The organism is Streptomyces sp. NBC_01426 (assembly GCF_036231985.1).
Taxonomy (GTDB): Bacteria; Actinomycetota; Actinomycetes; order Streptomycetales; family Streptomycetaceae; genus Streptomyces.
Genome location: NZ_CP109500.1, coordinates 64,946 through 87,786, shown reverse-complemented (window position 1 = coordinate 87,786; position 22,841 = coordinate 64,946). Strand labels below are relative to the sequence as shown.

Sequence of the window (22,841 nt, the reverse complement as noted above, 5' to 3'; positions counted from 1 at the left end):
CAATTGGCGGACCCGGTTGGGTGCGGCGGGTCAATGCAGGTGGGTGAGGCCGTCGAGGACGACGGCGATGCCGGTGAGGAACTGCTCGCGGTCGTCGTACTCCCTGACCTGGCCGACGATGGTGTCCTGCGGGGTGGCGGGGTGCGTGGTGTGGACGGTCTCCATGGCCTGGGAGGCTCGGGGGTACCCGATGTAGCCGGCCAGCAGGGTCATGAGGGTGGTGAGCGCCTGGTCGTCGAGTCCGTGGCGTCGCGCCGGCGCCAGGTGGGTGAGAAGGCGGTCCCCGTTGACCCCTCGGGTGGCCAGGGCGGTGATGATGGCGCTGCTGCGGTTGCGTCCAGTGAGAGCGGGATGTGACCAGGCGCTCCGCCGGCGGCGTGCAGCGCCTCCTCGGCGAACGGGGTGCCGATGCGGGTGGCGAAGGAGTGGGCGACGTCTTGTTCGGGGACGTCGAAGATCCTCGCGTAGGCCGTGATGCCGTGCTCCCGGCGATTGCCTGGGCACGCTTCTCGGCCAGTGGCCGGCCGGGGGCAAGGGGAGTGGACGCGAAATCTCGTGCCTTTCCTCGTGGGGTGGCCTGAAGTGCGGATGGGTTGTTTCCGCGTCGGTGCGTGGGGACGCACGGGCGTGTCGCTGGAGCGGGGGCTTCGCTCGTCGGCATCACCGGTAGCAGGTGCCGGCCGGAACTCCTGGGCGTGGGCAGAATGTACGCGGTCGCCACGGGATCTCTCCGTGCGGTTTCCGGGCGCCTGCTCGGGAGTCAGGTGGGTCGTGATGGTGGTGCCGGGTTCCTCGACGCTGAGGCACAGGGCCTGAGTGGTGATGACGGCGGGTGGCGGGGTTCAGGCCGGTGCGTTGGTGTCGTAGAAGGCGCGGGCGGCGAGGCCGATCCACTCGGGGCGTTCCCAGGAAGGCCAGCGGGTACGGGCGTTCTCGGCGATGGTGGTGGCCGTCTTGTCGGCGGTGGCGCCGCGCTCGCGCAGCCGCAGGGCCTCGTCGCGGACGTAGGTGAGGTAGTCGCGGACGTCGTGGATGAGCGAGGCGTCGGTGACCTCGCCGTGGCCGGGAACGATGGTCTGCGGGGCGAGTGCGGCGAGCTGGTCGAGCACGCCGATCCAGCCTTCGCCGTCCATGTCGGTGTCGTGGGGCGGGAAGTACGGCGCGATCGGGAAGATATGGGTCTCCAGCAGATCGCCGGCGAACAGCACCCGGTCGTCCACAAGGACGATCTGGTCGGAGCCGGTGTGCGCGGGACCGACCTCACGCAGCAGCACGGTACGGCCTCCGAGGTCGATCTCGGCCTCGCCCTCGTAGACCAGATCGGGGTCGACCAGTTCGACTCCTTCGAGTTCGGCGGCGACTGCGGGGCTCAGGCCCTTGAACATGCCGAGGTAGCCGGCTCCCTTGCGCCGCAGTTCGGCGCGCTGGCCGCTGTTGTAGACGATCGTGGCGGCACCCTTGAACGCCTGCGCGCCGAAGCCGTGCTCAGGATGGAAGTGGGTGAGGGTCAGGTACAGGCGGCGGTCGCCGGCCAGGCGCCGGGCCTGCTCCAGCACCAGTGCACCGTTGCGGGGGCCGATGCCGGTGTCGATGACCAGCGCGGCCTTCTCCCCGAGGACGATGCCGATGTTGGGGACCAACTCGACGCGGCGGTCCGGGATCACGAAAACGCCCCCGGACACTTCGACGGGAGATCCCGATACGACGGGCGGGGGGCTGTGCAGGACATCCGGCGCGCCGTCGGAGGCGAGAGGCGTGGGGTCGGTGGGACACATGGCACAACTCCAGATCAATCTGAACAGCGTTGAGATTTCGATCCGAGCGTAACACTCAATCCGAGCACCGCTAAGATGAAGACATGGCAAAGGAGCGATATCACCACGGGGACCTGCGCGGCGCGCTGCTCGACGCGGCGGAGACCCTCGTACGAGAGCGGGGTGCCGACGGCTGGTCACTGCGTGAGGCCTCGGCACGGGTCGGTGTCAGCCCCAGCGCCGCCTACCACCACTTCGGCTCGCGTGACGCACTCGCATCCGCCCTGTCCGAGGTCGTGCTGGCCCGGCTGGGAAATCGCCTGCGCGACACCATGGACGCGGCGCCGGAGCAGGGTCCCGAACGTCTCGCCGCATGCGGGCGCGCCTATGTCACCTGGGCCGTCGAGGACCCGGCCGTCGCCCGGCTCGTCTTCCGCGGCGGCGCCACAACGGCGCAGTCTGCCATCTCACCCCACCCGCACGAAGTGCTCACCGCCGAACTCAACCGTCTGACCGACACGGGCCACCTGCCCGCGGGGGCCCGCCCGGGCGCCGAATTCGTGGTTTGGGCCGCCATCCACGGCCTGGCTGTCCTGCTCATCGACGGTCTCGTACACATCGACGACCGGCAAGGCGTCGAAGACCAGACCGAACGTCTGGTCTTCGCCACCTTCAACGGCCTGGCGCAGGAAACCGCCCCTGAGTCGGACCGGCCCATGCCCACCACCACGCACACACAGCGCCTCACCCAGAGCCCGGCCCCCGGCCCGGCACCACACACGCCCTCACCCTGAAGCCCACGGAAGGACGCAGGCCAAAAGGGGCCGCCCCGGAGGCAACGGCAGTCCCCTGGGGCGGCTCACCATTGAACTTCGATCCTTCTAGCGAGCCCGGCACCCGTCCCGACAGGCGCTCGGCGTTCAACTCACTCGTGTGGGCGGCCGGGTTCACCGCAGAAGCGATCCTGCGCCCTCACGCTGCCCGGGGTCACCCCCGGGCCTTGCGGTATCAGGAGAATGCCCGACGTCGGAAGCCGGCCAAGAAGGACGGCCAGGACCGGGGTGGCGTCACGGGTGACGCCACCCCGGTCGACGAGGCGAGTGAGGGGGGTGACGTCGTGGGTGACGCCACCCGTGGCGTCATGAGTGACGTGTCGGATGGCGTCTGGGTGACGCCCTGTCTGCACCCCTTACTCCAGAACCTTTTTCAACACGACGAACGGGGGTTACGGCCGCAGGCCCCGGTGCGGGTGGTTTCACACCCGCGAGAGCACGTACGAGCGCGGCGGCCAAGACGCCGACCGTTGCGGGCGGCTTCGCCGCCGTCCGCAAGAGGAAGCCCACCGCTGCCACCGGCCTGGTCCCGGTTCCTGGCGAGGACGATGTGTACGCCGCTCTCGACGCACTCGGAATCCTCACCTCGCCGGCCCACCGAATTCCAACCCTGCGCCGTTCGGTACGCGAATTTCTGGGACATCCAGGCGCCGAGGTCCGAGACCGGGCGTCCTTCCTGTACCCGCGAACCGCCGAGCACGCCGTGACGCGGATCAACGCCGGCTGGTACCGCGACCAAGGTCCCGCCCGCTCACACAGCTCCTATGTGGGATGCCGACAGTGCACCCCATCCGGATGCGTCGCCTCGCGGGAAGACTGCGGCCGGATCGTACGGCCCCTGGGCTACCTCCAAGCGCTACTGGATGCCCAGGACTGCGAGAACCCCCATTGCGAGCGCGGCATCCTGCTGGACGACGGGAAGGAGTGCCGGCTCTGCGGATACAGGGCTGCCGAGCGAATCGCGGCCGTCCGGGGCCGGGTGCTGGCCGCCGAGTTGGAGGTCGATCGCACGTCTTGGCCGGGGGGAGACCGCAAAGCGTCACGCAGTCGAATCTGTCATCAAGCGTGATGCCGAACTCCCGCCGGACGCACGCGACAACGACGGTGTTGCCGCCCAGTCGGCACATGCGAGAGGCGACTTCACCGCCGTGTCCGCCCGACCGGAACCGCAGGCTCATCGCACTCTTCGGAGCCAGGAATCTGCAGATGCTCCTGAGCTCAACGACCACGGACCCGACGCGGGGAAGCCTCCCGCGGAACGAGAGCGGAAACAACTGGTGTCGCTACCAAGTGTGGAGTATCGAACGTGGCGAGAACAGCAGGGTAGTGCCAAGTCGGCATTGTTTGGACGATGAGGAGATGTGACCGAGCGCTCCAAGTGGGCCCTTGCGTTCCTGAGGCGGGATGGCCGAGCCAGTCAGCGGCGCCGGTTCGCTCTCCTCCTCTTCCGCAGCGCCCCGGCCGGCCGGGGCGCTGTCGCGTGCGTGCGTGGTCGTGGGTGAGGGGCGTCCTGAGCGCTCGCTCCCCACCGGTCGCCTGCCAATCTTCTTGAGCGTTCGCTCAAACTGGGCTACCTTGCGGTTTGAGCGAACGCTCAAACCGTGAGGAGGGCGAGGTGGCGGCCATGGGGTTGTATGTGGAGACCGTGATCGACACCGATATGGAGATCCTCTGGGAGCGGACCCAGGACCCGGCGCGACACCAGTCCTGGGACCTGAGGTTTACCTCGATCTCCTACCTGCCCCGAGTCGAGGGAGAGCCGCAGCGCTTTCGCTACGCGACCCGGCTGCTGCCCCTCCTGTGGATCGCCGGCACCGGAGTCAGCGCGGGCGAGCGGCAGCGATCCGACGGCACCCGCGTCTCGGCGCTGCAGTTCGCCTCGGCTCACCCGCTCTCGCTGCTCGCCGAGGGCAGCGGCTACTGGCGCTACGTCCCCGACCGCAACCGGATCCGCTTCCTGACCGGCTATGACTACCGCCCGCGCTGGGGCCGCTGCGGTGCCGTCGCCGACCGGCTGGTCTTCCGGCCGCTCATGGGCTGGGCCACCGCCTGGTCCTTCGACCGGCTGCGGCTGTGGTGCGAACGCGGGACCCACCCGCGCGCCGCCCTCGCCCGCGCCCTCGGGGAGAGCGCCTTGCGCCTGGCCCTGGTCATCGTCGCCCTGCTCGCCTCTCCAGTCGCCCCGCTCGCCCTCGCTGCGGGCACCGCCGTCCTCGCCGCCCTGCTGCCCCCGTTGCCCGGCACCCCCGCCGCACGCCGCTGCCGACGCATCCCACCCGGGCGCGCCCGCACCCCGCAGCTGCTCGCCACCCTGGAGTCCTCGTGAGCTCGATCTTTCACACCCACATGGGCGCCGACTTCGGCCGCCTGCACCCGGAGATCCGGCGCCGATTCTCCGTCGGGCTCGACAGCGGCGAAGCCTGCGTCGGGCGCGGGATGATGGAACGGATCCGCCACGGTGCCCCTTTCGTCAAGCCGTTCCTCCGGCTCGGCGGGACACGCAACATCCTCGTCCCCCGCGAGGGACGCCATGTGCCCTTCGTCATCGAGAACTTCCCCTACGTGGACTCCTTCGGTCGCGAGACCGTCACCTTCGTGCGGACCTTCCAGCTGCCTGACGGCCCCCACCGCTTCGATGCCACGATGGTCTTCAGCCCCGAGCGCGACTGCGTCCTCGACTACCTCGGCACCCACCAGCACCTCGCCAGCGACCTCCACATGAGCGCCGAACCCGACGGCTCGCTCCTCATCCGCTCCGGCGAGCACCGCTTCCGCGAGGGCCCCGTCGACGTTCGCGTTCCGTCCCTGATCGCAGGCGAAGCCGAAGTCCGCGAGTCGTTCGACGAGAGCACCGGCCGCTTCCGGATCCGGGTGCGGGTGACCAACCGGCATTTCGGCTTCCTCTTCGGCTACGAGGGCTCCTTCACCGCCGAGTACGTCGACGCGGGCGGGAGCGGACTCCGCGCCGGCCTGCGGCCCGTCCGCGAGGAGGCCCGCGCGTGAGCGCGTCCGGCGGGGCTACTCGTCTCAAACTCCTCGAAGGGGCCCTGCGCACGCTGGTCGAGCAGGGCATCGCCAAGACTTCGGCCCGCTCGATCGCGACGACCGCCGGGGTCAACCAGGCGCTGGTCTTCTACCACTTCGGTTCCGTCGACGAGCTCCTCGCCGCTGCCTGCGTGCACGGTGCCGAGCAGCGCGTCTCCCGCTACCGCGAGCGGCTCGCCGCCCTGGACTCCCTCACGGAACTCCTGACCTTCGCCCGCGCGATGCACGCCGAGGAACGGGCCGCCGGCCAGGTGGCCGTCCTCGGCCAGCTGCTGGCCGCCGGCCAGACCGCGCCCGCCCTCGCGGCCGCGACCTCAGCCGGGCTCGCGCTGTGGATCGAGGAGCTGGAGGCCGTCCTGACCCGGCTGCTCGCCGCGACTCCCCTGGCCGCCTTCGCCGACTCCGCCGGGCTGGCCCGCGCCGCGGCCGCCTCCTTCGTCGGAATCGAACTGTACGAGGGCGTCGATCCCGAAGGCGCCGCCCGCGCCCTGGACTCGCTCGAACAGCTCGCCGTCCTCGCTCAGGCCCTGGAAGGACTCGGCCCGCTGTCTCAACGAGCAGTCACCCACCGGCTGCGCCGCCGCACCCGAGACTGACCCGGCGTCGCTTTGTCCGGCCAACGCGGCCCCAACCATTCGTCGGTGAGCGCAGGCTGAACTCATCGGCGTCGGAGTGACCGGTGCTGTGCTCATCGCGGGAATCGGCCTCGCCGGCTCGTACGCCGCGGTGCGCACACTGGCGCTGCACAAGGGCTTCGGCGGCTTCACGCTCGTCTTCCCGATTAGCAACGACGCCCAAGGCAACGCGGTGTCCGAGCGAAGGTCAGGCCCTTTCCTGAGAGAGGGCGCGCACGGCCATGGTGACCTCGCCGAGACCTCGCGCGGGTCGTCCCAATGCGTCATCTGCGCCTACCTCCGGAGCCCGCGCGGAACGATTTGCCACAGTCGCACGTACTCGCGCGTGAAGGCGCACGGGCGGACTTGCCGGAGTCTTTGTCGACACTGCCCTGCATGTCCTTCCAGAGGGCGCGGCAGTGGGATCCTGGCTGCTGTTCTGGTCCGTCTCATCCTGTTCATGGCGGTGATGGGCCTGTGTCAGCACATCCTTGCTGTTCTAGCTCCAGCGCGTTCAGTCAGTACGGGCGTCTTCCTCGGTATCGATGCGGGGGACGCCCGCTCCGGCTTTCAGTGGCGGCCACCTGTGTGTGCGGTGAACGCCGCCCACGCCGTGGTGGTGAATCCGAGGACGGGAGCGCCGGCCTCGTCGTTGCGCTTGGAGTCCCGAACCTGGACGGCGCCCGGTTGGGGGCAGGTCTCCACACAGTTCCCACTGGCGTCACCGCTGTGCGAGGACTTGGACCACTGCCCTGCGCGCCTGTCCGCCCCGCCCGCCTGGGTACGTTGCACGGTTCGCTTTCCCGCGATCGCCCGGCACCGGCCCCTGGCCCGCTCCTGCGGCGAACGAGACGGCGGCAATTCCCCCGCGCCCCAGACCGTGGTCACACCCTGCGCCGGCATCCATGCGGACGCACCCCCATCTCACCGACCCGAATAGGGAGAGGACCTCATGCAGCCAGCCTCCGATATTCCCCCGGTCACGACGTCGTCCCCGGGTGGGCTCGTGGCCGCCACCTACCTGTCGGCCCTACGCCGCGCCCGAGACCTGAACCTGGACCAAGCCGCCAACGCAGCCGGATTGTCCGGCTTCGAACTGCACTGCCTGGATGAGGACTCCTCCTCCGGGGCGGCCATGACCAGACCGGAACTTACGGCCTGGTGCTGATCGATCCCAAGGCCCTGAAGGTAGGCCCAGCGGTCGAGCTGGGCGCAGGCCCATGAGGGGTCGTCCGCCGCCGTCGGCAGCTGCGGTATGCGCTTGCGGCCGGTTTCGTCGAGGCGGAACGGCCCTTCGAGGTTGGTCCAGATGCCGCATTCGTTCCCAGTCGAGACACAGACCGCGCAGTGGCCGGGACCCGGCTTTTCGCAGGAATGCTGCCACGGCTGTCGGGGGCGGTGGTGCGTAGCGCGACCCCCGGCGGGTAGGCGCGACGCATTGCCCGCCAGTGGAGGAGACCCCGCATGCCGGCCCGGCCCACCCCCGTGTACGGAGCACTACCGGAAGTCGACCTTCTGCTCGGTGGTCGCTACCGACTTCGAGCCCCCATAGGCTCCGGTGGTACAGCGGACGTCTTCCGCGCCGTCGACCAAGTACTGGGGCGGGAGGTGGCCGTCAAGGTGTTTCGCGAGGGCTCGGACACGGTCACCGTCGACCGCTTCTGCGAGGAAGCTCGCACGCTCGCCCGCCTTTCCCACCGCGCCCTCGTCACTGTTTACGACGCTGGCCGCCATGGACAAAGCGCCTTCATGGTCACGGAGTTGATCCGCGGCGTCAGCATGCGCGCCCGAATCAGCGCGGGCCCCCTGAGCCCCTTCCAGGTGACACGGCTCGGTGCCGACATCGCATCAGCCCTCGACCATGTCCACGCCCAAGGCGTCATCCACCATGACGTGAAACCCTCCAATGTTCTTCTCGGGGAAGACAACTCCCCGCACCTGGCCGACTTCGGGCTGTCCAGGCCCGTGAACGACCATTCCCACAGCGCACCCGACACCCTGGTCGGCACCCTCGGCTACATGGCCCCGGAGCAGTTCCTCGGTCAAGGTGCCAGTACAGCCAGTGACATCTACGCCCTGGGAGTGACCCTCCTCGAAGCCATCACCGGCCATCGCGAATACCAGGGAACACCCGTGGAGATCGGCACCGCCCATCTCCTCCGTCCGCCCCGGATACCTGAATGGCTGCCCGTCGACCTCGCCCGCCTACTGAAGGCGATGACCGACCAGGCTCCCTCCACTCGCCCCGATGCCGCCGCCGTCCACCTGCGACTGCAGGCCATCACACTGGCACCGCCGGCCCGCACCGCGGCGAGCGCAGCCCCAGAAGACACCTCCACACATCGCCCACCATTGCCGCCTATCGCTGGAGTCGGCTCCCGTGCTGCACAAGCACGAACGCCCGATCCGACGAAAGATGGCACAACCGGCCGCCGCCGTAAGGCTCTCTTGGGCCTTACGGCGGTGAGCCTCGCCGGTGCCTGTGTGATCCTTCTCGGTGGCATCCCAGCGGGGGAGGATACGCAGACCACCGCCCCCGTCCGCGAGCAGCCACCGGCATCGAAGGACACCGAGGCGGCAGGCCCTCGGGTAACGCCGCCCGCGCCTCCGCCCGCCTCTCGGGCGTCAGCAATCCCACAGCTGCCAACTGTGGCGCCCTCCACCGCACCGGAACTCCCGACCCACACCCGCCCGGATGGCTCATCCTCGCGACGGGGCGAAGGCCGCCCTGCGAAGGAGCCGGGAGCAGCGAAGTCCAAAGACGTTCCCGGGAAGGCGAAGGGGAAGAAGGACAAAGGTCGGTGATCGAGCCGCTGCCGAGGTGAGCGGACTCTCATCAGGCGATGGTATCGGCGGATGGTCAGCCCATCCGGTCAGGCAAAACCGTCTTCCGCGCGTGACGGTGGTTGCGAAGGCGGCAACTTCGCCGGCACGCACACGTGCTTCCCGGGAGACCGTCATCCAACGCTGGGGCGGTTGAGCGAGGGACCCGATGTGCCGGGAGCACGCTGAGTTTCTTCCCGGTCCTGGGCCAACGCGGGCTCGTATCCATCAGTCGCTCTGTGGCGTCGTGCCTACTGTGCGGAGCGGGTGCCGGTGTGGAGGTGGGCTGACGCTTGTCGAGTGGGCGGAAGGCCTCGCGGGCATGCCGTGCCCGGACGAACCGGGCACGGCACTCAACAGCATGACCCTCTGGTCAGGGGCGCGGGGAACTCGTCGCGAGTTCCTTCTTGGCCGAACTCGACCCACCCGGTCGCGGGGCCACACCCCCCTTGACGAAGGGTCCGCTGGCAACCGGCTGGATGGTGACCAGTTGCCAACTCCTCGGGGCGGTGGGGCTGCCGCAGTCGAGGACTGTCCCGTTGGAGGCGCACTGCAGCTCGTACACGGCCCCCGTCGTGGTCAGCACCTTGAAGTTCGTCACCTGTCCCAGGGACGAGATGGTGGCATCACAGACGGTGGCGGGGGCGGGGTAGCCGGGGTTCTGCGTGGGGGTGGTGAGGTCCTCGCGCTTGTAGTTCCCCGTCTGAGGGTCGTCCCGGTGACCCCCGTACGTGACGCCGTTGATGAGGAAGACGCTGAATTCCTCGGTGTTGTTGGACAGGATGGAGTCGATCGAGTTCCCGCAGCCGCTGGCCCCCGCCGGTCCGGGGGGTCCAGGGGGGCCCGCAGGTCCGGGGGGTCCGGGGGGCCCGCAGGTCCGGGGGGTCCGGGGGGCCCGGCCGGGCCCGTGGCCCCCTTGCACCGGTCTCGGTCGTGACGGTCGCCGCTGCCCCGTACGCCGGACTGATCCTCGTCATCCTCGTCGTAGTCGTAGTCGTAGTCGTCGTCGTTGCCACGTCCGTCGTGGCACTCGTCGCCGCCCGATGCGGCGGGGGGCGACGCAGCTCCGGTCGCCCGTGGCGGCTCGGGGGCCGCCTGCGCGGGCCCGGCGAAGCCGCACCGACTTGATCAGGCTCCCCCGAACAAGCCGTCATTGCGGACGTCAACGCCGAACATCGCACCGACAACCAGGCGCAGGCGTCAGCGCATCGCCTGGAGCCCCCTTCATTCCCTCGGAGAATGATCACCTTGGACGACACCGGACGTCACCGGATCCGCGTGGCTGGCCGGGGCCCTCTCGCGTGGACCGAGCTTCATTATCGCCGCTGTTCTGGCTTGGAAGTCGGCGGCGATCAACGGGTCAGAGATGAGAGTGCCTCAGTTTCCGGCGAGGTGCTTCTCCACCTGTGCGACGAGGTCGGGCAGGGGGAGGGTTCCGTCGAGGACGAGTTGCGCCATGTCGCGTGTGGGTCGGACATGACGCGCGTATGATCTGGCGCTGGCGAGATAGCCCAGCAGCCCGGGTTTCACGTCTCTGCCCTCTTCGAGCTTGCGGAGGGTTTTGCGGACGATTCGAATGTCAGCCGGTGTGTCGACGTACACGGTCCACGTGGCCGGCGGGGTGAGTTCGGGAAGGGTGAGAGCGAAGGTCCCCTCCACGATGATCAATGCCGCATCAGACTGGTGGTCGAGGGCGGTGCGGATCCGCGCGAGGTCGAGAGCTGCGGGGTTGCTGAAGTCGACCACCCGGCCCGGGCCATCGAAGCGAGGAACGCTTGGTGCCAGATTCGGGTCGTTGTGGTAGCAGAGGTCGAGGTGGATCAGGCCGGCGCCGGGAATGTTCTCGGCGAGGGCGCGGGCAAGGGCGGTCTTGCCGGAGCCGGCGCCGCCGCCGATGAGCAGAACGGGGGGCGAGGGGTGCTCGTTCACGTGCTGTGCCTCTATCCGTGATGGAGTCGAGGCAGAGAGCCTAGTACGTGTGCGGTCGCGCTACATGGCGTGGCGGCCGCGGTGCGAGGCCGCCGCGGAGAGGACCGTTCCGGGAATGGCGCCCACCGCGGTCGGTTCGTCGCTGGTGAGGGATTCGGTGGGTTCGGTGGGCAGAATGTGGTGGCCGTCCGCCGTGAGTGAGGCGATGTTCCGCCGGGTGGCCGGGTTGTTCCACATGCGCAGGTTCATGGAGGGCTGGAAATAGATTCCGGGGCCGTGAGCCAGGATGAGCGCGGCGAGGAGGGTGTCGGCGGCGCCGGTGGCCACCCGGGCGAGGGTCGTCGCCGTGGCGGGTGCCACGACGAACCAGTCGACTTCCTCCAAGAGCCTTACGTGCAGGGGGTTCTCGGTCTCGGCCTTCCAGAGTTCATCCGTGAAGAGCGGAAAGGGGAGGCCGTCGGCAAGAAACAGGCCGGCCGCGGTGGGTGTCGCGACGACGGTGATGCGGTCGGCGTGGTCGGCGGCTTCCGCGACGAGTTCCGGTGTGGCCGTTGCCGCGCTGGATCCGCTGATGCCGAGCAGGAGATGTTTGGCCCTGTGGCTCATCGAGTACTCCGGGGTCGGGGTGCTCTGGCGACGTACGCGTTCAGGTCGTCGCGGTCGAGGTGACGGGCGAGGTTGGGCAGGCGCTGGCTGAACACGGCACGCCACCACATGCCCATGGTCTGCTGCGTATCGGTGAATACCGCGTCCTCGGTCTCGGCGAGGCTGCGATAGAAGTCGAGCACCGTGTCCGTCTCGGTGGCCCGCACGTGCTGAACCTGGTCGAGGAGGGCGCTGAGGGCCGGACCCTGTGGCCGACTGTGGAGCAGGCGGGGCGAGAAGAGCCACTTGCGCGGCGGCGGGAGCTCGCCGGATTCGATGAATGCGGCCCAGGCCAAGAGCTCGATCAGGTGCGTCGCCAGATGCCGCCAGGCGTGTTCCTCGGGGCGCAGGACGCCTTGGTAGACGGAGCGCCAATAGGTGGAGCCGTACCGGCTGAGGATCTGGGTCAGCAGTGGGTCGGCGATGTTGCGGGCGTGCCGGGTCAGCCGGCGCTGATGGCGGGCGATGAGGCCGGCGGGATCATGGAGGCGCCGCATGCTGGTGAAGTTCTCCAGGTCCTCCAGGTACTGAGGATCGAGGGACACGGGTTGCCTGCAGAAGTCGGTCAGGACGCTGACGTGCAGGAACTTGAGGTTGAGGATCTCGGTGTCCGTGAGGACGTTGAGGACCGTGTGGTCGGTCAGGGTGTCGTCGCGGCCCTCGAAGAGGATCTCGTGTCGGGTTCCGGTGGGGAGGAACTCGGTGACCGCGAGATGGTCGCTGATCGGCTGGCGGTTGTCACAGAGGGACCACACGTCGCGGTCGGAGAAGTCGTCGGCGATGCCCTGTCGGTGCGATCCGCACAGCGCGATGGCGTGAACGCCCGGAACTCGCTTGATGAGGTGGTCGATGCACTGCTCGGTGGTGGTCACAGGGATCCTCTCTGACGGGTGCGCAGGCCGGTCACGGCGGCCAGGAGCTCGGTGGTGGCGACACTGTCGGTGAAGGCGACCTTGCCGATGGCCGTGGGCAGGACGTAGTGCAGGGAGATTCCTCCCCGTTGGAGGGTGAGGTCGCGGACTCGGTCCGCCAAGCGCTGCTCGTCGAAGTCCCGGTCCATGACGGGTAGGCCGAGGTGGTCCATCGCGTTCAGGATCCGCTGGAAGTCCGTCGTGGTGAGCAGCCCGCGGGCGTGAGAGATGTGCGAGGCCACGGCGATACCGATGCCGACCGCCGCTCCGTGGGAGATCCGGAAGGCGGTGATGTCCTCCAGGGGGTGGGCAACGGTGTGCCCGAGGTTGAGAGAGCGCTCCAGGTCGCGCTCGAAGGCGTTCGAGCCGAGCAGTTGCAGCTTTCGGGCTACGCACCGCCGCACGATCGTCCGCAGGACAGGGGTGACGGGCTGGTTGCCCCGCGGTCCAGCCAGCAGCTCGAAGAGATCCGGGTCGTCGACGATGGCGATCTTGAGCGCCTCGCCGTAGGCGGCCGTCAGCTGAGGCAGGGGCAGTGTGGCCAGCGAGTCCAGACGGATGTGGACCTCGGCAGGATGCGAGAAGACTCCGATGAGATTCTTCTGGCGGGGATGGTTGACGCCCGTCTTGCCACCGATCGCGGCGTCGATCATCGCCAGCAGGGTGGTGGGTACGTAGACGGCACGCACACCCCGGAAGTAGAGGGCCGCGACCAGGCCGGAGAGGTCACAGAGCACTCCGCCTCCGACGGCGGTCAGCGTGGTCCGTCTGTCGACTCCGGCCTCGTGGAGAGCGGTGATGATCCGCTCGGCCCGGGCCAGGCTCTTGCCTGCCTCGCCGGGCGGAACCACCAGGAAGCGCCCCGGGGTCAGGGCCGGCTCCAAGGCGCCCGCCCAGGCCTCGTGTACGCCCCCGTCGAGAAGAATGAAGTCTCCCCGGCGGGCCAGCTGGGCGACCGTGCTCACGAAGCCGCTGTCGCTGACCTGAATGTGCGTGGTGTCCTGCCGCGTGACGTACGCGGTCAGACCGTCGCCGCGGGGCGTGACACGAATGCCTTCCGCCCGGGCCTGAGGGATGACCATGTGTGTCCCTTCCGGATGTTGTGGGCTGACGAAACTCCGATGTCACCGGCCCCGCCCCCTGGTGGAGGAGCGGGAGCCGGCACGGCAGCGGATCAGCAGGGGCGACCCGAGACGGTCGCCTTCTTGATCGCCTTCTTGATCGGCTTCGCGTTCATGGATGTACCTCCTCACGCATCTCGTGCGGTGAACGGGCTCCACAAGGACCGTCCTCGCGCCTCCTTCCGTCGCTGGGGTGGTGGCCCCGCACCGACCTCGCTGGGCCGGCGCGTCCGTAGTCCGTGCGCCCGGGGGATCGGTGTCCCGCCCCGGGCGCACGGAAGCAGTCAGACCCGCAGGGGAAGGTGCTCTGCGCTGTCTGCGCGGGCGGGCCGATCTGTGGTGGTGGTCTTCTCCAGGTCTCGCGTCAGGGCCTTGGCCTCCAGGCAGGAGGGAAGGCGCACCCACACGTATGCGTGGTCGCTGTCGACTCCCCCCCAGCCGGAACCGATCTGGGCGATGGTCCCGGTGATGGGCTGCGGCTGCTCGCGGCCCCGGTCGCCCGGCTCGACGTACGACCAGCCGGTGACCGTGTCGCCGACGCGCAGTCGTGCGCTCTGGCGCCGGGCGGCCACAGCGCTCATCGCCCGCCCCGCGGCTGGTCCAAGACGAGCCCGAGAAGCCCCAGGCATTCGCGGGCCAGCTCCTGAACGTGGACGTACGCGGTGTGCCGGTCGGCGGGAAGTCCGCCCTCAAGGTTCTTGGCCACAGCCGCGGCCGTCACCTCCACCAGGCGCATGTGCTCCGGATCGCTCCAGTGCGGGGCCTGCTCCACGGCGATCGGGGCGAGGAGACGCAGGTGTCCCGCGAGCCAGCGATGCCAGGCCGCGCACACCGTCCGGTCTGGAGTCCAGTCCCGGGACGCCAGGACCAGGGAGATCGTCTCGCTGATCAGGGTCACGTCGACCGGCAGGGCGGTGGTGGTGCCGTCGGCACGGGCCACGGTCAGCTCGGGCACGTCGGGCCCTCGACAGGTACGGCTTTGGGGGGACACGGGCAGCACGGCAGCCTCCTCGCCAATCCGGGTGTCACCAGCGCGACCGGGCCGCCGATGGCCGGCGCCCGATTCCACGGATCGACCGTACGAGCGGTCGGAGTGGAGTAGGACTGACTGCGGGTACGAGTAAAGCGCGCCACGCCCAAGGGGAACGTCATGAACAGCGAATCGCATTCGCGCTTACGCACGGGTCTCATCAGCGGCTTCGTACTGCGCGCCGCCCGGACGTCGATCCCGGCCACCCAACAGGGTCTCGCCGAGCTCTTGGCGGTGGATCTGGCGACCGTGCAGGGCTGGGAGTCGGGACGCCGGCCCCTGGCGCACATGCGGGCCGGCGCGCTCCTCGGCATGCGCCGCCGACTGGCCGTGCTGGGAGCCGGCCCGAGCGTCCTCGCTCTCCTGGACCCCGCGATGGACGCCGACCGCATCATCACGGCCGTCCTCGCCTCCGGCGACGATGCCCCACATCCCCTCGGCGAGTGGGTCCACAACCGCCAGACCGCCCACATGCTCGCCTGGGCGCTCACCGGCACCGCGCCATCCTCCATGGCCAACCTCCTTGCCGCGCCCCGCAGAGGCCCGGCCGCCACCGCACCGCTCCTCGACGCCGACGCCCGGCGCGTCTTCTTCGACCGGTTGCGGAACACAGCCGAGACCGCCTCCCGGACCGACACCGGCGGAATCCTTCTGCAACGTCAAGCCCTCTACCTGTCCTCCTACGACCGCTCCCCGCAGGCGGTGGCATGGACCGCGCACACCCTGCACGCCGGGCGCGGAGCACTGACCGGACGCGGGTGGACGCCGCGCTGGGCCGAAGCCCGCTCGACCGCTGCCGCTCTCGCCCGTCTGGGCGACCCGGTGCCTCTGTGGGACTTCATCGAGCGGGCGATGGCCGACGACGACGACGGCGAGGCCGCGAACCTGAACTACTGGGCGTACTGGCTTGGCGTCGCCCACCAGCCGCAGGCCGACGACGCGTTCATGCGCGATCGGGACCTCACCGGCCTGGATCCCGTCGCCCTCCTACGGGCCCTCGCCGACGGCATGCACTTCGCCCCCGGCTACGTCGATCTCTACACGCATTCGATGTGGTCGCTGCTGCACGCGCACCCCTGGCTGCCCGAGGCCCTCCCGTCCTTGTCGGTGTCGCTCGCCCGGCGGCTGGACAGACTCCTGGACGAAGGCGGGATCTCGCCGAGATCCAGACGTGAACTCGCCTCCATCCACTACGTTTTGCACCAGAACCGATGATCGGCAACCGGAGGTCACCATGGCAGACGAGACGGCGAACGCGCAGGGCACGGCCGGATTCGTCTTCGAGATGGGTGTCTTGAAGAACGCGAAGCGCACCGGTTGGTGGTTCACCGGGAACAACAACCCGGAGTCGATCGCCGAGCACAGCTTCCGCGTCGGGATCATCGGCTCCGTTCTCGCGATGATGGAAGGCGCGGACGCCGGCAAGGTCGCGCTGATGTGCCTGTTCCACGACACACAGGAGACCCGCCTCGGCGACATCCCGCACATCGGCCGCCGCTACATCGAAGCCGCCACGAACCAGACCGTGACCGCGGACCAGGTCTCCGCCGCCCACCCGTCGGTCCAGGCCGGTGTGCAGCGGATCGTGGACGAGTACGAGAGCGGAAGCTCCCTCGAAGTCCTCGTTGCCCACGACGCCGACAAGCTGGAGTGCCTGGTGCAGGCGGTGGAGTACCGGGCGCAGGGGTACGCCGAGGTCCAGGACTGGATCGACACCTCTCTTGCCAGCCTGAAGACGGCCTCGGCGCAGGCTCTGGCGGAGGCCGCGCTGACGATGCCGCCGCTCCAGTGGCGCCGCACCTTCCTGGAACGCTGACCCGCGGCAGGGGCGCCCAGGCGGTCGCGAGCCCGTCGGGCACCCTGGCCGTCGGCCGGTCAGTCCTCGGGCTGGCTCCAGGCTCTGGGCACGATGCCGGGCACCCTGTGCTCCACATGGTGCTCACACTTCGCGCATGCTCCAGAACGGTCCCGTCGATGGTCGAAGCTCGCCCAGCCACGGGTCGAGAGGGGATCCCTGAGCCGCGCGCTGGGACCGGTGAAGCCGCAGGTGGTCGAGTCTGTGAGCTCCTGCCTGGCGAGCCACAGAGCGTGCAGTCGGGCGTTCGCGACGGAGGACTCGAAGATCGAGGCCCGGTTTCGCGGGCATCCGCATGCGGAGGTGATCCTCAGCCTGACCGGATCCGCAGGGCCCGACCCACCGATCGGCTCACGCCGTGTCCTCTCGTAGCAGGCCCTGCGGATCATAGGGAAGTAGATGGGACTTGTGATCCTCGCTGCGGCCGGTGGGGACATGGACGTCTTCAGCAGCGCTGACCGGCTCGCCGGATAACGCGGGCCTGGCACCGGCTCTACGCGACTCCGGCCACGTCAGCGGCAACCTGCGCCGGCCACGTCCCTTCCACCGCGGCCTGCTCAACGCGGTGTATCTCTCCTCGCTGTCGAGCCCGAAGTGCTGTCTGGCCTCGAAGGCGTACTACGCGCGCAAGGGCGCCGAGGGGAAGGGGCACAAGCAGGTGCTGGTGGCGCTTGCACGCCGCCGCCTGAACTCCAGCTGGCGCCGCTCCCCGATGCGCAGCATCAGCAGCTCGGCGCCGTTGGCCTGCAGGGGGTCGAAGACGATGAAGTGGGCCGGGGCGGGGGCCTCCAGGGCGGCTGGCCCGCAGAGTGGACCCCGATCACTCCGCGCATCTTCCTCGCGTTACGTGATGTGACGTGCTATCCGGCGGCGGGCAATGTCGGGTTCCGCGAGCCCGTGGTTTCCAGTTTGGCGCGGACCTTGTGCGGGTCGATGTCGTTGAGCCAGGTCCCAAGGCCCGCGGCCATTACCAGCGGGTCAACTCCGAACAGGACTCCGATGTGGTGCATCTCCCGTACGGAGTACTTGATGAGGCCGTCCTGGCGTTTGCTGACCTGGCTCTTCGACAGGCCAAGGTGCCTGCCGAGTTGCTCGTAGGTGATCTCCGCGCGGAGTCTCGCGTGCTCCACCGCTTCGATGAGACGCAGCTCGAGTTCGGTCACCGCCTCCTGAGCCTGCTGCTTCGGAGTCTTCTTCATGCCGGACATGCTATCGATCCTGCGGGCCTCTGGGTCTTCAGGGGTACACCCAAAGCCTCTCCAGTTTCCCATAGGTCAATCTGGTTGCTGTGAGAGAAACCTCGTGGGAGGGTGTCGGGGTATGAGCGATGCAGAGATCGATGAGGCCGCTTCGGACGTCAACCGGGGCTGGGCGCCCGCACATTCCTGGCGGTGGTTCCTGTTGAGGGCGGCCAAGCATGTACCGAAGGCGACCACGAGCGACCCTCGATGGAAGTTCCTCGGCGCATCGTTCTTCTCGATCCTCCAAGCGATCGGCCAAGCCGCCAATGAGGACGGAACCAACGCCTTTCTCGGCACCCAGACGCTCATGGCGGTGGGCCGATGCAGCAAGGAGACAGTCCACAAGGTGCTTCTCGCGGCCGAGGCGATGCAGTTGATCAGGAAGACCGCGCACGCGCGGGGAGGCCGCAACCCCAAGCCCGCCACCTATGCCTGCACGCTTCCCATCGGCGCGAACGCTAAGACCGGCAAAGGCCTCGACTGGGAACGCGCTGTCGCGGTGTTGTCCAGCTCCGAGCATGATCGACGACTTCGACACAAACGCGCCAATGAGACAGCGCGGCAGGTGACGCCTGATGGACTGGGAGTCGAAGGCAACCAAAGGGCTTCACGTGACGCCGGGTGGGTCGCCGAGGAGCTGATTCAGAGGTCGTCACGTGACAAGGGCACGGGGCGTCACCTGACCGAGCAGGGGGCGTCACATGACGCCCCTACCAGGGTTTACCAAGCTCTCGACCATGAGATGGCTGATGCGCCTCTACAACCTCAGGTTGATGGCACGCATCCTCCTCAAGACCACACGCGCTGTGATCCGTTACCCGCCCCCGCCGGGGAGCCGCCCGCTGTGAGGCGAGTGGGGGAGCAGGCTTCCCGATCGGCCGCCGCTGACTATGAGGAACACGCCGCCGCCTGCGAGCGGTGCTCCCGCGAACTGTGGTGCTCAGAAGGATCGCGGCTGCGGAGGTATCTCATGAACGAACAGAGCGGCAAACGAGCCAGGTATTTGAGCGGTGATCAAGGACACGTGATCAGGTGAGGAACTTCGCCATACGCTACGTGCCGTCATCAGGCAGACCGCCGAGCGGCTGTCATGAGTGACCTTCGGGTGGGAGCGCGACCCACTCGGCAGGCGAGGTGGTGGGATGAGCCCTGCAAGGCTCCGCCCCCCTATGGAGCAGCCGACGACGTACGATGCCGTGGTCGGGCCGGGTGTGACGCGGCGGCCAAGACGAGCGCGCGGACGGTGCGCTGCTGATGACCGACGACGGCCAGTGGGGCCCGGGTGGTCGATCCGACTACCCCGGCGCCGGGGGACGAGTCGCGTTTCCTGTGCACCGGGGACACCCCTGACGACCTGACATCTGACACGCCGCGGGGCGTTGGCCTGGGACCCGGGGCGGCTGTGACGGCGGGCGGCGGTGTCATTGTCAGTGTCAGGTGCCGGCTGCGGTTGTCGTGTGTCCTGTCGCGCGGGTCGGTCTGTCGGATCGACAAGGGGCCGCTGACCTGGGCTGGGGAGGTTGGATCCCCGGGGTGCGGGCGGGCGCGACAGGCGTGCGGGACGGCGGCCGCGGCCGGCCCCCGGGCAGTGCTGGAAACCTCCTCTGGCTGTCGCAGAAAGACACCTCATGCAGTTAAGCCGTCAAGCGGAGACCGGTCCCTTGCGGAAATCGGGTACTCGTCGCGGATACGGCCTGCGAGGCTGTGGGGGTGACTGAGACGACCCCTTACGACGCCGACCGTGCCCGATTCACCCGCCAGGCTCTGGCACGTCTGGTCCTCTGCGATCACGCCGTGGACGTCGCGGACCACGCGAGTGGCTTGGTGGCCACCGAATGGGACGCCGACACCGGTCCCGGGGGCCGGGTGAGCCAGGCATTCCAGCTCATCGAGCTCGCAGAGCGCGCTCTGGCCGCGGCCGTGATCTACGAACGCGAGCGCGGCAGTTCCTGGGCTGAGATCGCCCAGTACCTGGGAATCGGTCCGGCGCAGGCGGAAGAGCGTTTTGCCGCGGACCTGGACGGTTGGAACACGGCTTTCGACGTTCCTTACCGCCTCGATGAAACCGGCCGCAAGCGCATACCGCAGCTGCCCACGGCGGCGTACGACCCCGACTCGGCCTGCTACCTCCTTGACCGCTGGGCCTCCGTCCAGCGCGTTGGGATCGACGCCGTGAGCTCGGGCCTGGTCATGGCCGCGCCGAAGAAAGGGTGCCCGCCAGTCACCCCGTAGCGGGGTTCGCGGGGAAAGCGATCGCTTCGTCGAACAGACTGCGCGCCTGAAGGCAGTGGTGGAGTTGGCCGAGCATCCCCCTGTCTGTGCACCCTGCGGTGCAACCCCGGTCACCTAAACGCGCAAGTACCCCCTTGCGGGGGTCTTTTTCCTGGTCAGACCTGGTAACAGGCGTTCAGGTAACCGGTTCGGTAACTGGCTGGGTAACAGGTCCTGGGCAAGCCTGGCTTGCCCACTCACCGGTCCAGTCACCGGCCCTGCGGGCGAACTCACCGGCCGGTCACCGGTTGCTGAACTCACCGTTTCAGTCACCGGTGACTGAAACGGTGACTCACCGGCCGGCGGTGGTGCCGGGTCCGAGGGTGCGCCGGCCGTGCGGCTGCTCGGGGCGCTCGCCGGCGGCCGTCTCGGTGGGCGGGGGTGTTGGGGTGCCTTCGGCGGCGAGGCGGGCCCGGCGCGCCGCGGTCGGTGGTGCCGGGGGTGCGGCGGGGCGGGGGCCTGAGCCCAAGGGGCGGCGCTCGTTCATCTGTCCAGTCTCGCCGTCTCGTTCCGGGCCGGTGGCGGGCCGCGCCGGCGGTACACATGGGGGGAGACATGGGGTCAAACATGGGGTCGAACATCGGGTCAAACATGGGGTCGAACATGGGGGGAGTCGGGTACGGCGCTCCTTCGGCGTCGTCCCTGGTCGGGCCGGGTATCGCGGCCGGTGACTAGCCAGACTTTCTTGTGTGGGGGGATGGGTCTGGCGTGGGGTGTTCGGTCGGGTCGTGTGCCGGGGCGGTTGGTCCTGGGCTCGGAACAGTTGGGGGGAAAGTTGGGGGGAGAGTTCGGGGGATAGATGGGGGGAAGACAACTTCTGGGCTTGTGCTCGTTTTCCCTGGTCAGAGCTGGGTTTCGGGTCGGTGACTGGCCGGACTTGGTTGTGGGGATGGGTCTGGGTTCGGGGTTGGCGGTCGGCTGGTCGGGGTGTGGCTGGAAGTCGGGGGATTGTGGGGGCTTGTGGCGCTGGCGTGACGTGATGATCACGGACGTGGGAGGCGCGGTGCGGGCACGGGCACGGGGGTTACGGGTTGCGGGGCTTGGGGAGGGCTCTGTCTGATGGCGGGTTGTGGCGGGGCGTCGTCGGACGGGAAGCCGGCCGCGGTGGCGTCGGTGGCGACGTCGTCGGCGGTACCGGCGGCGGATCCTCAGGCGGCGGAGAAGACGGCGGTCCTGACGGCGTACGGGGCGATGGCGGCGGCGGAGACGTGGTCGTACGCGAACGCGGTGTTGGATCCGGAGCTGGAGAAGCACGCGACGGACAAGGCGTTGGCCGACATCAAGGCGACCCTGTTCTGGTACCAGCAGCGCGGCACCGTGATGAAGGGCGCACCCGTCCACTCCTCGAAGGTCGACTCCCTTGACACGAGTAAGGACACCTGGCGGGCGGCGATCACGGACTGCGTGGACTCCACCGCCTACGACAAGGTCGACAAGACCTCCGGAAAGCCCGTGACGGCCCCCTCCGGGCCGCGCCGCCACGTGGTGACCTCCACCGCCCAACGCACCAAGACGGGCCCCTGGCAGGTCTACACGTCCACGATCGAGCGAGACCGCACGTGCTGACCCGCCCCCGCCCGACCACCCTCGCCCTCGCCCTGGCGGCCGGGCTGCTCCTCGCGCACGCCGCCGTGCCGGCTCTCGCGGACGGCGGGGGGGTCATCTGTCCCCCTCGGGAGTTGGACTGCGACATCACAGCCCAGGACCCGGGCAAGCCCCTGCCGGGCAAGCCTGGGCAGGGGCCGGGCAAGCCCGGCGGCGACGGGCCGGGCAAGCCCTCCTGCGCGATCGACGGCACACCCGTGCCCTGCTCCACCCCCGAGATGGGCGTCTTCAGCCCGGCGGACTCCTGCTACTGGAAGGAGACCACTGGCCCGGCCGGCGGACTCCCGCCCGGCTTCGACACCGGCGCCCCGCCTGGTTGGAAGCCCGGGGATCCGGGCGGATCGCTCTACCTGGTGACCTGCCCCAACAGCGCCGGTGACGAGATCCGCGGGGGCCTGCGCTGGTCCGCCACCGGCCCGGCCGGTGGCGGCGTCGACGTCCAGGCCCTCGCACAACAAGCCGTCGAGAAGCTGCTCCTGGAGGGCCCGGACATCGGGATCGTGCCCCGCCCGGACGGCACGGGCCTGGTCGGGATGCCGGTGTGGATGTGGTCCAAGCCCGGGCCCGTCCCGCACCGGTCCGACGTCGGCCTCCGCGTCGGCCGGGTCGGTCACGGTCACCGCCACGGCCCGGGTCCGCACCATCGCGTGGTCGATGGGCGACGGCACCACCGTCCCCTGCGCCGGCCCGGGGACGCCGTATCAGCCGGCGTTCGGCAAGCAGTCGTCCCCGACGTGCGGCCACACCTACACCCGCACCAGCGCGACGGCGCCCGGCGGCCGCTACCCGGTCACCGCCACCAATACCTGGGACATCCAGTGGGAAGGCGCCGGCCAGAGCGGCACCCTGACCGTCACCCGGACGAGCTCCACCAGCCTGGCGATCGGTGAACTCCAGGTCGTCGGCGCCGGCTGACGCCCCGGTACACGTGGGGGGAAGCAAGGGGGGAGACATCGGGGGAGACAAGGGGGGAACCATGGGGGGAGACTTGGGGGGAAGCCGGTAGAACGCCCCCTTGGTGTCGTCCCTGGTCAGACCTGGTATCGCGGCCGGTGACTGGCCGGACTTTCTTGTATGTGGGTTTGGGTTTGGTTGTTGGGGTTGGTCTTCGGTTCTTCGGTCTGTGCCTGGGCGGTTGCCCGGGTGGTTCGGTTCGTCGGGCTT

23 protein-coding genes and 2 pseudogenes are annotated in these 22,841 nt (G+C 69.1%); 13 read left to right on the top strand and 12 right to left on the bottom strand.

Translation table 11 applies throughout. The features are described 5' to 3' along the window. Window positions 1-30: 30 nt before the first annotated feature. Window positions 31-504 (bottom strand): carboxymuconolactone decarboxylase family protein, encoded by a 474-nt coding sequence (locus tag OG906_RS00460; protein ID WP_329438846.1) that lies wholly within the window; start codon window positions 502-504, stop codon window positions 31-33. 338 nt (window positions 505-842) lie between these two features. Continuing rightward, window positions 843-1,664: an MBL fold metallo-hydrolase gene (locus OG906_RS00455; protein ID WP_329438844.1), complete on the bottom strand. Its 822-nt coding sequence runs from the start codon at window positions 1,662-1,664 to the stop codon at window positions 843-845. Window positions 1,665-1,858: 194 nt separating this feature from the next. Here OG906_RS00455 and OG906_RS00450 point away from each other — a divergent pair, with 194 nt between their 5' ends. From OG906_RS00450 to OG906_RS00430, 5 genes and pseudogenes are all read left to right on the top strand, one after another. Beyond that, window positions 1,859-2,548: a TetR/AcrR family transcriptional regulator gene (locus OG906_RS00450; RefSeq protein WP_329438842.1), complete on the top strand. Its 690-nt coding sequence runs from the start codon at window positions 1,859-1,861 to the stop codon at window positions 2,546-2,548. A gap of 1,663 nt (window positions 2,549-4,211) precedes the next feature. Next, on the top strand, window positions 4,212-4,913 hold the full coding sequence (locus OG906_RS00445) for a hypothetical protein (RefSeq protein WP_329438840.1): 702 nt from the start codon (window positions 4,212-4,214) through the stop codon (window positions 4,911-4,913). Next, complete coding sequence (locus tag OG906_RS00440) at window positions 4,910-5,590, top strand: DUF4166 domain-containing protein (RefSeq protein ID WP_329438838.1); 681 nt, start codon at window positions 4,910-4,912, stop codon at window positions 5,588-5,590. Before OG906_RS00445 ends, OG906_RS00440 begins: the two co-directional genes overlap by 4 nt. Then, a complete protein-coding gene (locus tag OG906_RS00435; protein WP_329438836.1) occupies window positions 5,587-6,228 on the top strand; it encodes a TetR/AcrR family transcriptional regulator in 642 nt (213 codons plus the stop codon). Before OG906_RS00440 ends, OG906_RS00435 begins: the two co-directional genes overlap by 4 nt. 64 nt (window positions 6,229-6,292) lie before the next feature. Then, window positions 6,293-6,427 (top strand): annotated as a pseudogene (locus tag OG906_RS00430) (DUF2637 domain-containing protein); the annotation flags it as partial. 389 nt (window positions 6,428-6,816) lie between these two features. Here the strand turns inward: OG906_RS00430 and OG906_RS00425 are convergent. Beyond that, entirely contained in the window at window positions 6,817-7,038 is a 222-nt protein-coding gene (locus OG906_RS00425; RefSeq protein WP_329438833.1) for a DUF397 domain-containing protein, read from the bottom strand. A 672-nt stretch (window positions 7,039-7,710) separates the two neighbouring features. Between OG906_RS00425 and OG906_RS00420 the strand changes: the two genes are divergently transcribed. Further along, on the top strand, window positions 7,711-9,051 hold the full coding sequence (locus OG906_RS00420) for a serine/threonine-protein kinase (RefSeq protein WP_329438831.1): 1,341 nt from the start codon (window positions 7,711-7,713) through the stop codon (window positions 9,049-9,051). 391 nt (window positions 9,052-9,442) lie between these two features. Here OG906_RS00420 and OG906_RS00415 read toward each other — a convergent pair whose 3' ends face one another. From OG906_RS00415 to OG906_RS00385, 7 genes are all read right to left on the bottom strand, one after another. Beyond that, on the bottom strand, window positions 9,443-9,991 hold the full coding sequence (locus OG906_RS00415; RefSeq protein WP_329438829.1) for a hypothetical protein: 549 nt from the start codon (window positions 9,989-9,991) through the stop codon (window positions 9,443-9,445). Window positions 9,992-10,446: 455 nt separating this feature from the next. Then, window positions 10,447-10,998, bottom strand: a complete 552-nt coding sequence (locus OG906_RS00410) for a uridine kinase family protein (RefSeq protein ID WP_329438827.1) — start codon at window positions 10,996-10,998, stop codon at window positions 10,447-10,449. Window positions 10,999-11,058: 60 nt separating this feature from the next. Then, on the bottom strand, window positions 11,059-11,604 hold the full coding sequence (locus tag OG906_RS00405) for a flavoprotein (RefSeq protein ID WP_266975944.1): 546 nt from the start codon (window positions 11,602-11,604) through the stop codon (window positions 11,059-11,061). Beyond that, on the bottom strand, window positions 11,601-12,515 hold the full coding sequence (locus OG906_RS00400) for a hypothetical protein (RefSeq protein ID WP_329438826.1): 915 nt from the start codon (window positions 12,513-12,515) through the stop codon (window positions 11,601-11,603). The genes OG906_RS00405 and OG906_RS00400 overlap by 4 nt, the downstream gene beginning before the upstream one ends. Further along, window positions 12,512-13,636, bottom strand: coding sequence for a 3-dehydroquinate synthase family protein (locus tag OG906_RS00395; RefSeq protein ID WP_329438823.1), 1,125 nt, complete (start codon window positions 13,634-13,636; stop codon window positions 12,512-12,514). Before OG906_RS00395 ends, OG906_RS00400 begins: the two co-directional genes overlap by 4 nt. Before the next feature lie 323 nt (window positions 13,637-13,959). Next, the gene (locus tag OG906_RS00390; RefSeq protein ID WP_329438822.1) at window positions 13,960-14,256 is read right to left on the bottom strand and encodes a hypothetical protein; all 297 of its coding nucleotides are present in this window, start codon (window positions 14,254-14,256) and stop codon (window positions 13,960-13,962) included. Then, window positions 14,253-14,630: a DUF6415 family natural product biosynthesis protein gene (locus OG906_RS00385; protein WP_266975936.1), complete on the bottom strand. Its 378-nt coding sequence runs from the start codon at window positions 14,628-14,630 to the stop codon at window positions 14,253-14,255. The genes OG906_RS00390 and OG906_RS00385 overlap by 4 nt, the downstream gene beginning before the upstream one ends. Before the next feature lie 195 nt (window positions 14,631-14,825). Between OG906_RS00385 and OG906_RS00380 the strand changes: the two genes are divergently transcribed. From OG906_RS00380 to OG906_RS43525, 3 genes and pseudogenes are all read left to right on the top strand, one after another. Beyond that, the gene (locus tag OG906_RS00380; protein ID WP_266975934.1) at window positions 14,826-15,920 is read left to right on the top strand and encodes a helix-turn-helix domain-containing protein; all 1,095 of its coding nucleotides are present in this window, start codon (window positions 14,826-14,828) and stop codon (window positions 15,918-15,920) included. A gap of 19 nt (window positions 15,921-15,939) precedes the next feature. Next, a complete protein-coding gene (locus OG906_RS00375; RefSeq protein ID WP_266975932.1) occupies window positions 15,940-16,521 on the top strand; it encodes an HD domain-containing protein in 582 nt (193 codons plus the stop codon). A gap of 429 nt (window positions 16,522-16,950) precedes the next feature. Then, window positions 16,951-17,260 (top strand): annotated as a pseudogene (locus OG906_RS43525) (transposase); the annotation flags it as partial. Between the two features lie 160 nt (window positions 17,261-17,420). Here the strand turns inward: OG906_RS43525 and OG906_RS00370 are convergent. Then, window positions 17,421-17,759 (bottom strand): hypothetical protein, encoded by a 339-nt coding sequence (locus OG906_RS00370; RefSeq protein WP_329438817.1) that lies wholly within the window; start codon window positions 17,757-17,759, stop codon window positions 17,421-17,423. Between the two features lie 121 nt (window positions 17,760-17,880). On the opposite strand from OG906_RS00370, the gene OG906_RS00365 reads away from it, so the two are divergent. Next, window positions 17,881-18,837, top strand: coding sequence for a hypothetical protein (locus OG906_RS00365; RefSeq protein WP_329438815.1), 957 nt, complete (start codon window positions 17,881-17,883; stop codon window positions 18,835-18,837). 674 nt (window positions 18,838-19,511) lie between these two features. Further along, a complete protein-coding gene (locus OG906_RS00360; protein WP_329438813.1) occupies window positions 19,512-20,033 on the top strand; it encodes a hypothetical protein in 522 nt (173 codons plus the stop codon). Window positions 20,034-20,364: 331 nt separating this feature from the next. Here the strand turns inward: OG906_RS00360 and OG906_RS00355 are convergent, their stop codons facing one another. Beyond that, window positions 20,365-20,559 carry a hypothetical protein gene (locus OG906_RS00355; protein WP_329438811.1) on the bottom strand — a complete coding sequence of 65 codons (195 nt, stop codon included), beginning with the start codon at window positions 20,557-20,559 and terminating at the stop codon, window positions 20,365-20,367. Window positions 20,560-21,185: 626 nt separating this feature from the next. Between OG906_RS00355 and OG906_RS00350 the strand changes: the two genes are divergently transcribed. Both OG906_RS00350 and OG906_RS00345 read left to right on the top strand, forming a co-directional pair. After that, complete coding sequence (locus OG906_RS00350) at window positions 21,186-21,638, top strand: hypothetical protein (protein WP_329438809.1); 453 nt, start codon at window positions 21,186-21,188, stop codon at window positions 21,636-21,638. A gap of 693 nt (window positions 21,639-22,331) precedes the next feature. Then, entirely contained in the window at window positions 22,332-22,592 is a 261-nt protein-coding gene (locus OG906_RS00345; RefSeq protein ID WP_329438807.1) for a hypothetical protein, read from the top strand. Window positions 22,593-22,841: the final 249 nt, after the last annotated feature.

Bases quoted from the DNA above. Each gene is read 5' to 3' on its own strand.
- OG906_RS00395 (WP_329438823.1), bottom strand. From the start codon at position 13,636: ATGGTCATCCCTCAGGCCCGGGCGGAAGGCATTCGTGTCACGCCCCGC.
- OG906_RS00445 (WP_329438840.1), top strand. From the start codon at position 4,212: ATGGGGTTGTATGTGGAGACCGTGATCGACACCGATATGGAGATCCTC.
- OG906_RS00405 (WP_266975944.1), bottom strand. From the start codon at position 11,604: ATGAGCCACAGGGCCAAACATCTCCTGCTCGGCATCAGCGGATCCAGC.
- OG906_RS00370 (WP_329438817.1), bottom strand. From the start codon at position 17,759: ATGAAGAAGACTCCGAAGCAGCAGGCTCAGGAGGCGGTGACCGAACTC.
- OG906_RS00420 (WP_329438831.1), top strand. From the start codon at position 7,711: ATGCCGGCCCGGCCCACCCCCGTGTACGGAGCACTACCGGAAGTCGAC.
- OG906_RS00390 (WP_329438822.1), bottom strand. From the start codon at position 14,256: ATGAGCGCTGTGGCCGCCCGGCGCCAGAGCGCACGACTGCGCGTCGGC.
- OG906_RS00365 (WP_329438815.1), top strand. From the start codon at position 17,881: ATGAGCGATGCAGAGATCGATGAGGCCGCTTCGGACGTCAACCGGGGC.
- OG906_RS00375 (WP_266975932.1), top strand. From the start codon at position 15,940: ATGGCAGACGAGACGGCGAACGCGCAGGGCACGGCCGGATTCGTCTTC.
- OG906_RS00355 (WP_329438811.1), bottom strand. From the start codon at position 20,559: ATGAACGAGCGCCGCCCCTTGGGCTCAGGCCCCCGCCCCGCCGCACCC.
- OG906_RS00345 (WP_329438807.1), top strand. From the start codon at position 22,332: ATGGGCGACGGCACCACCGTCCCCTGCGCCGGCCCGGGGACGCCGTAT.
- OG906_RS00380 (WP_266975934.1), top strand. From the start codon at position 14,826: ATGAACAGCGAATCGCATTCGCGCTTACGCACGGGTCTCATCAGCGGC.
- OG906_RS00450 (WP_329438842.1), top strand. From the start codon at position 1,859: ATGGCAAAGGAGCGATATCACCACGGGGACCTGCGCGGCGCGCTGCTC.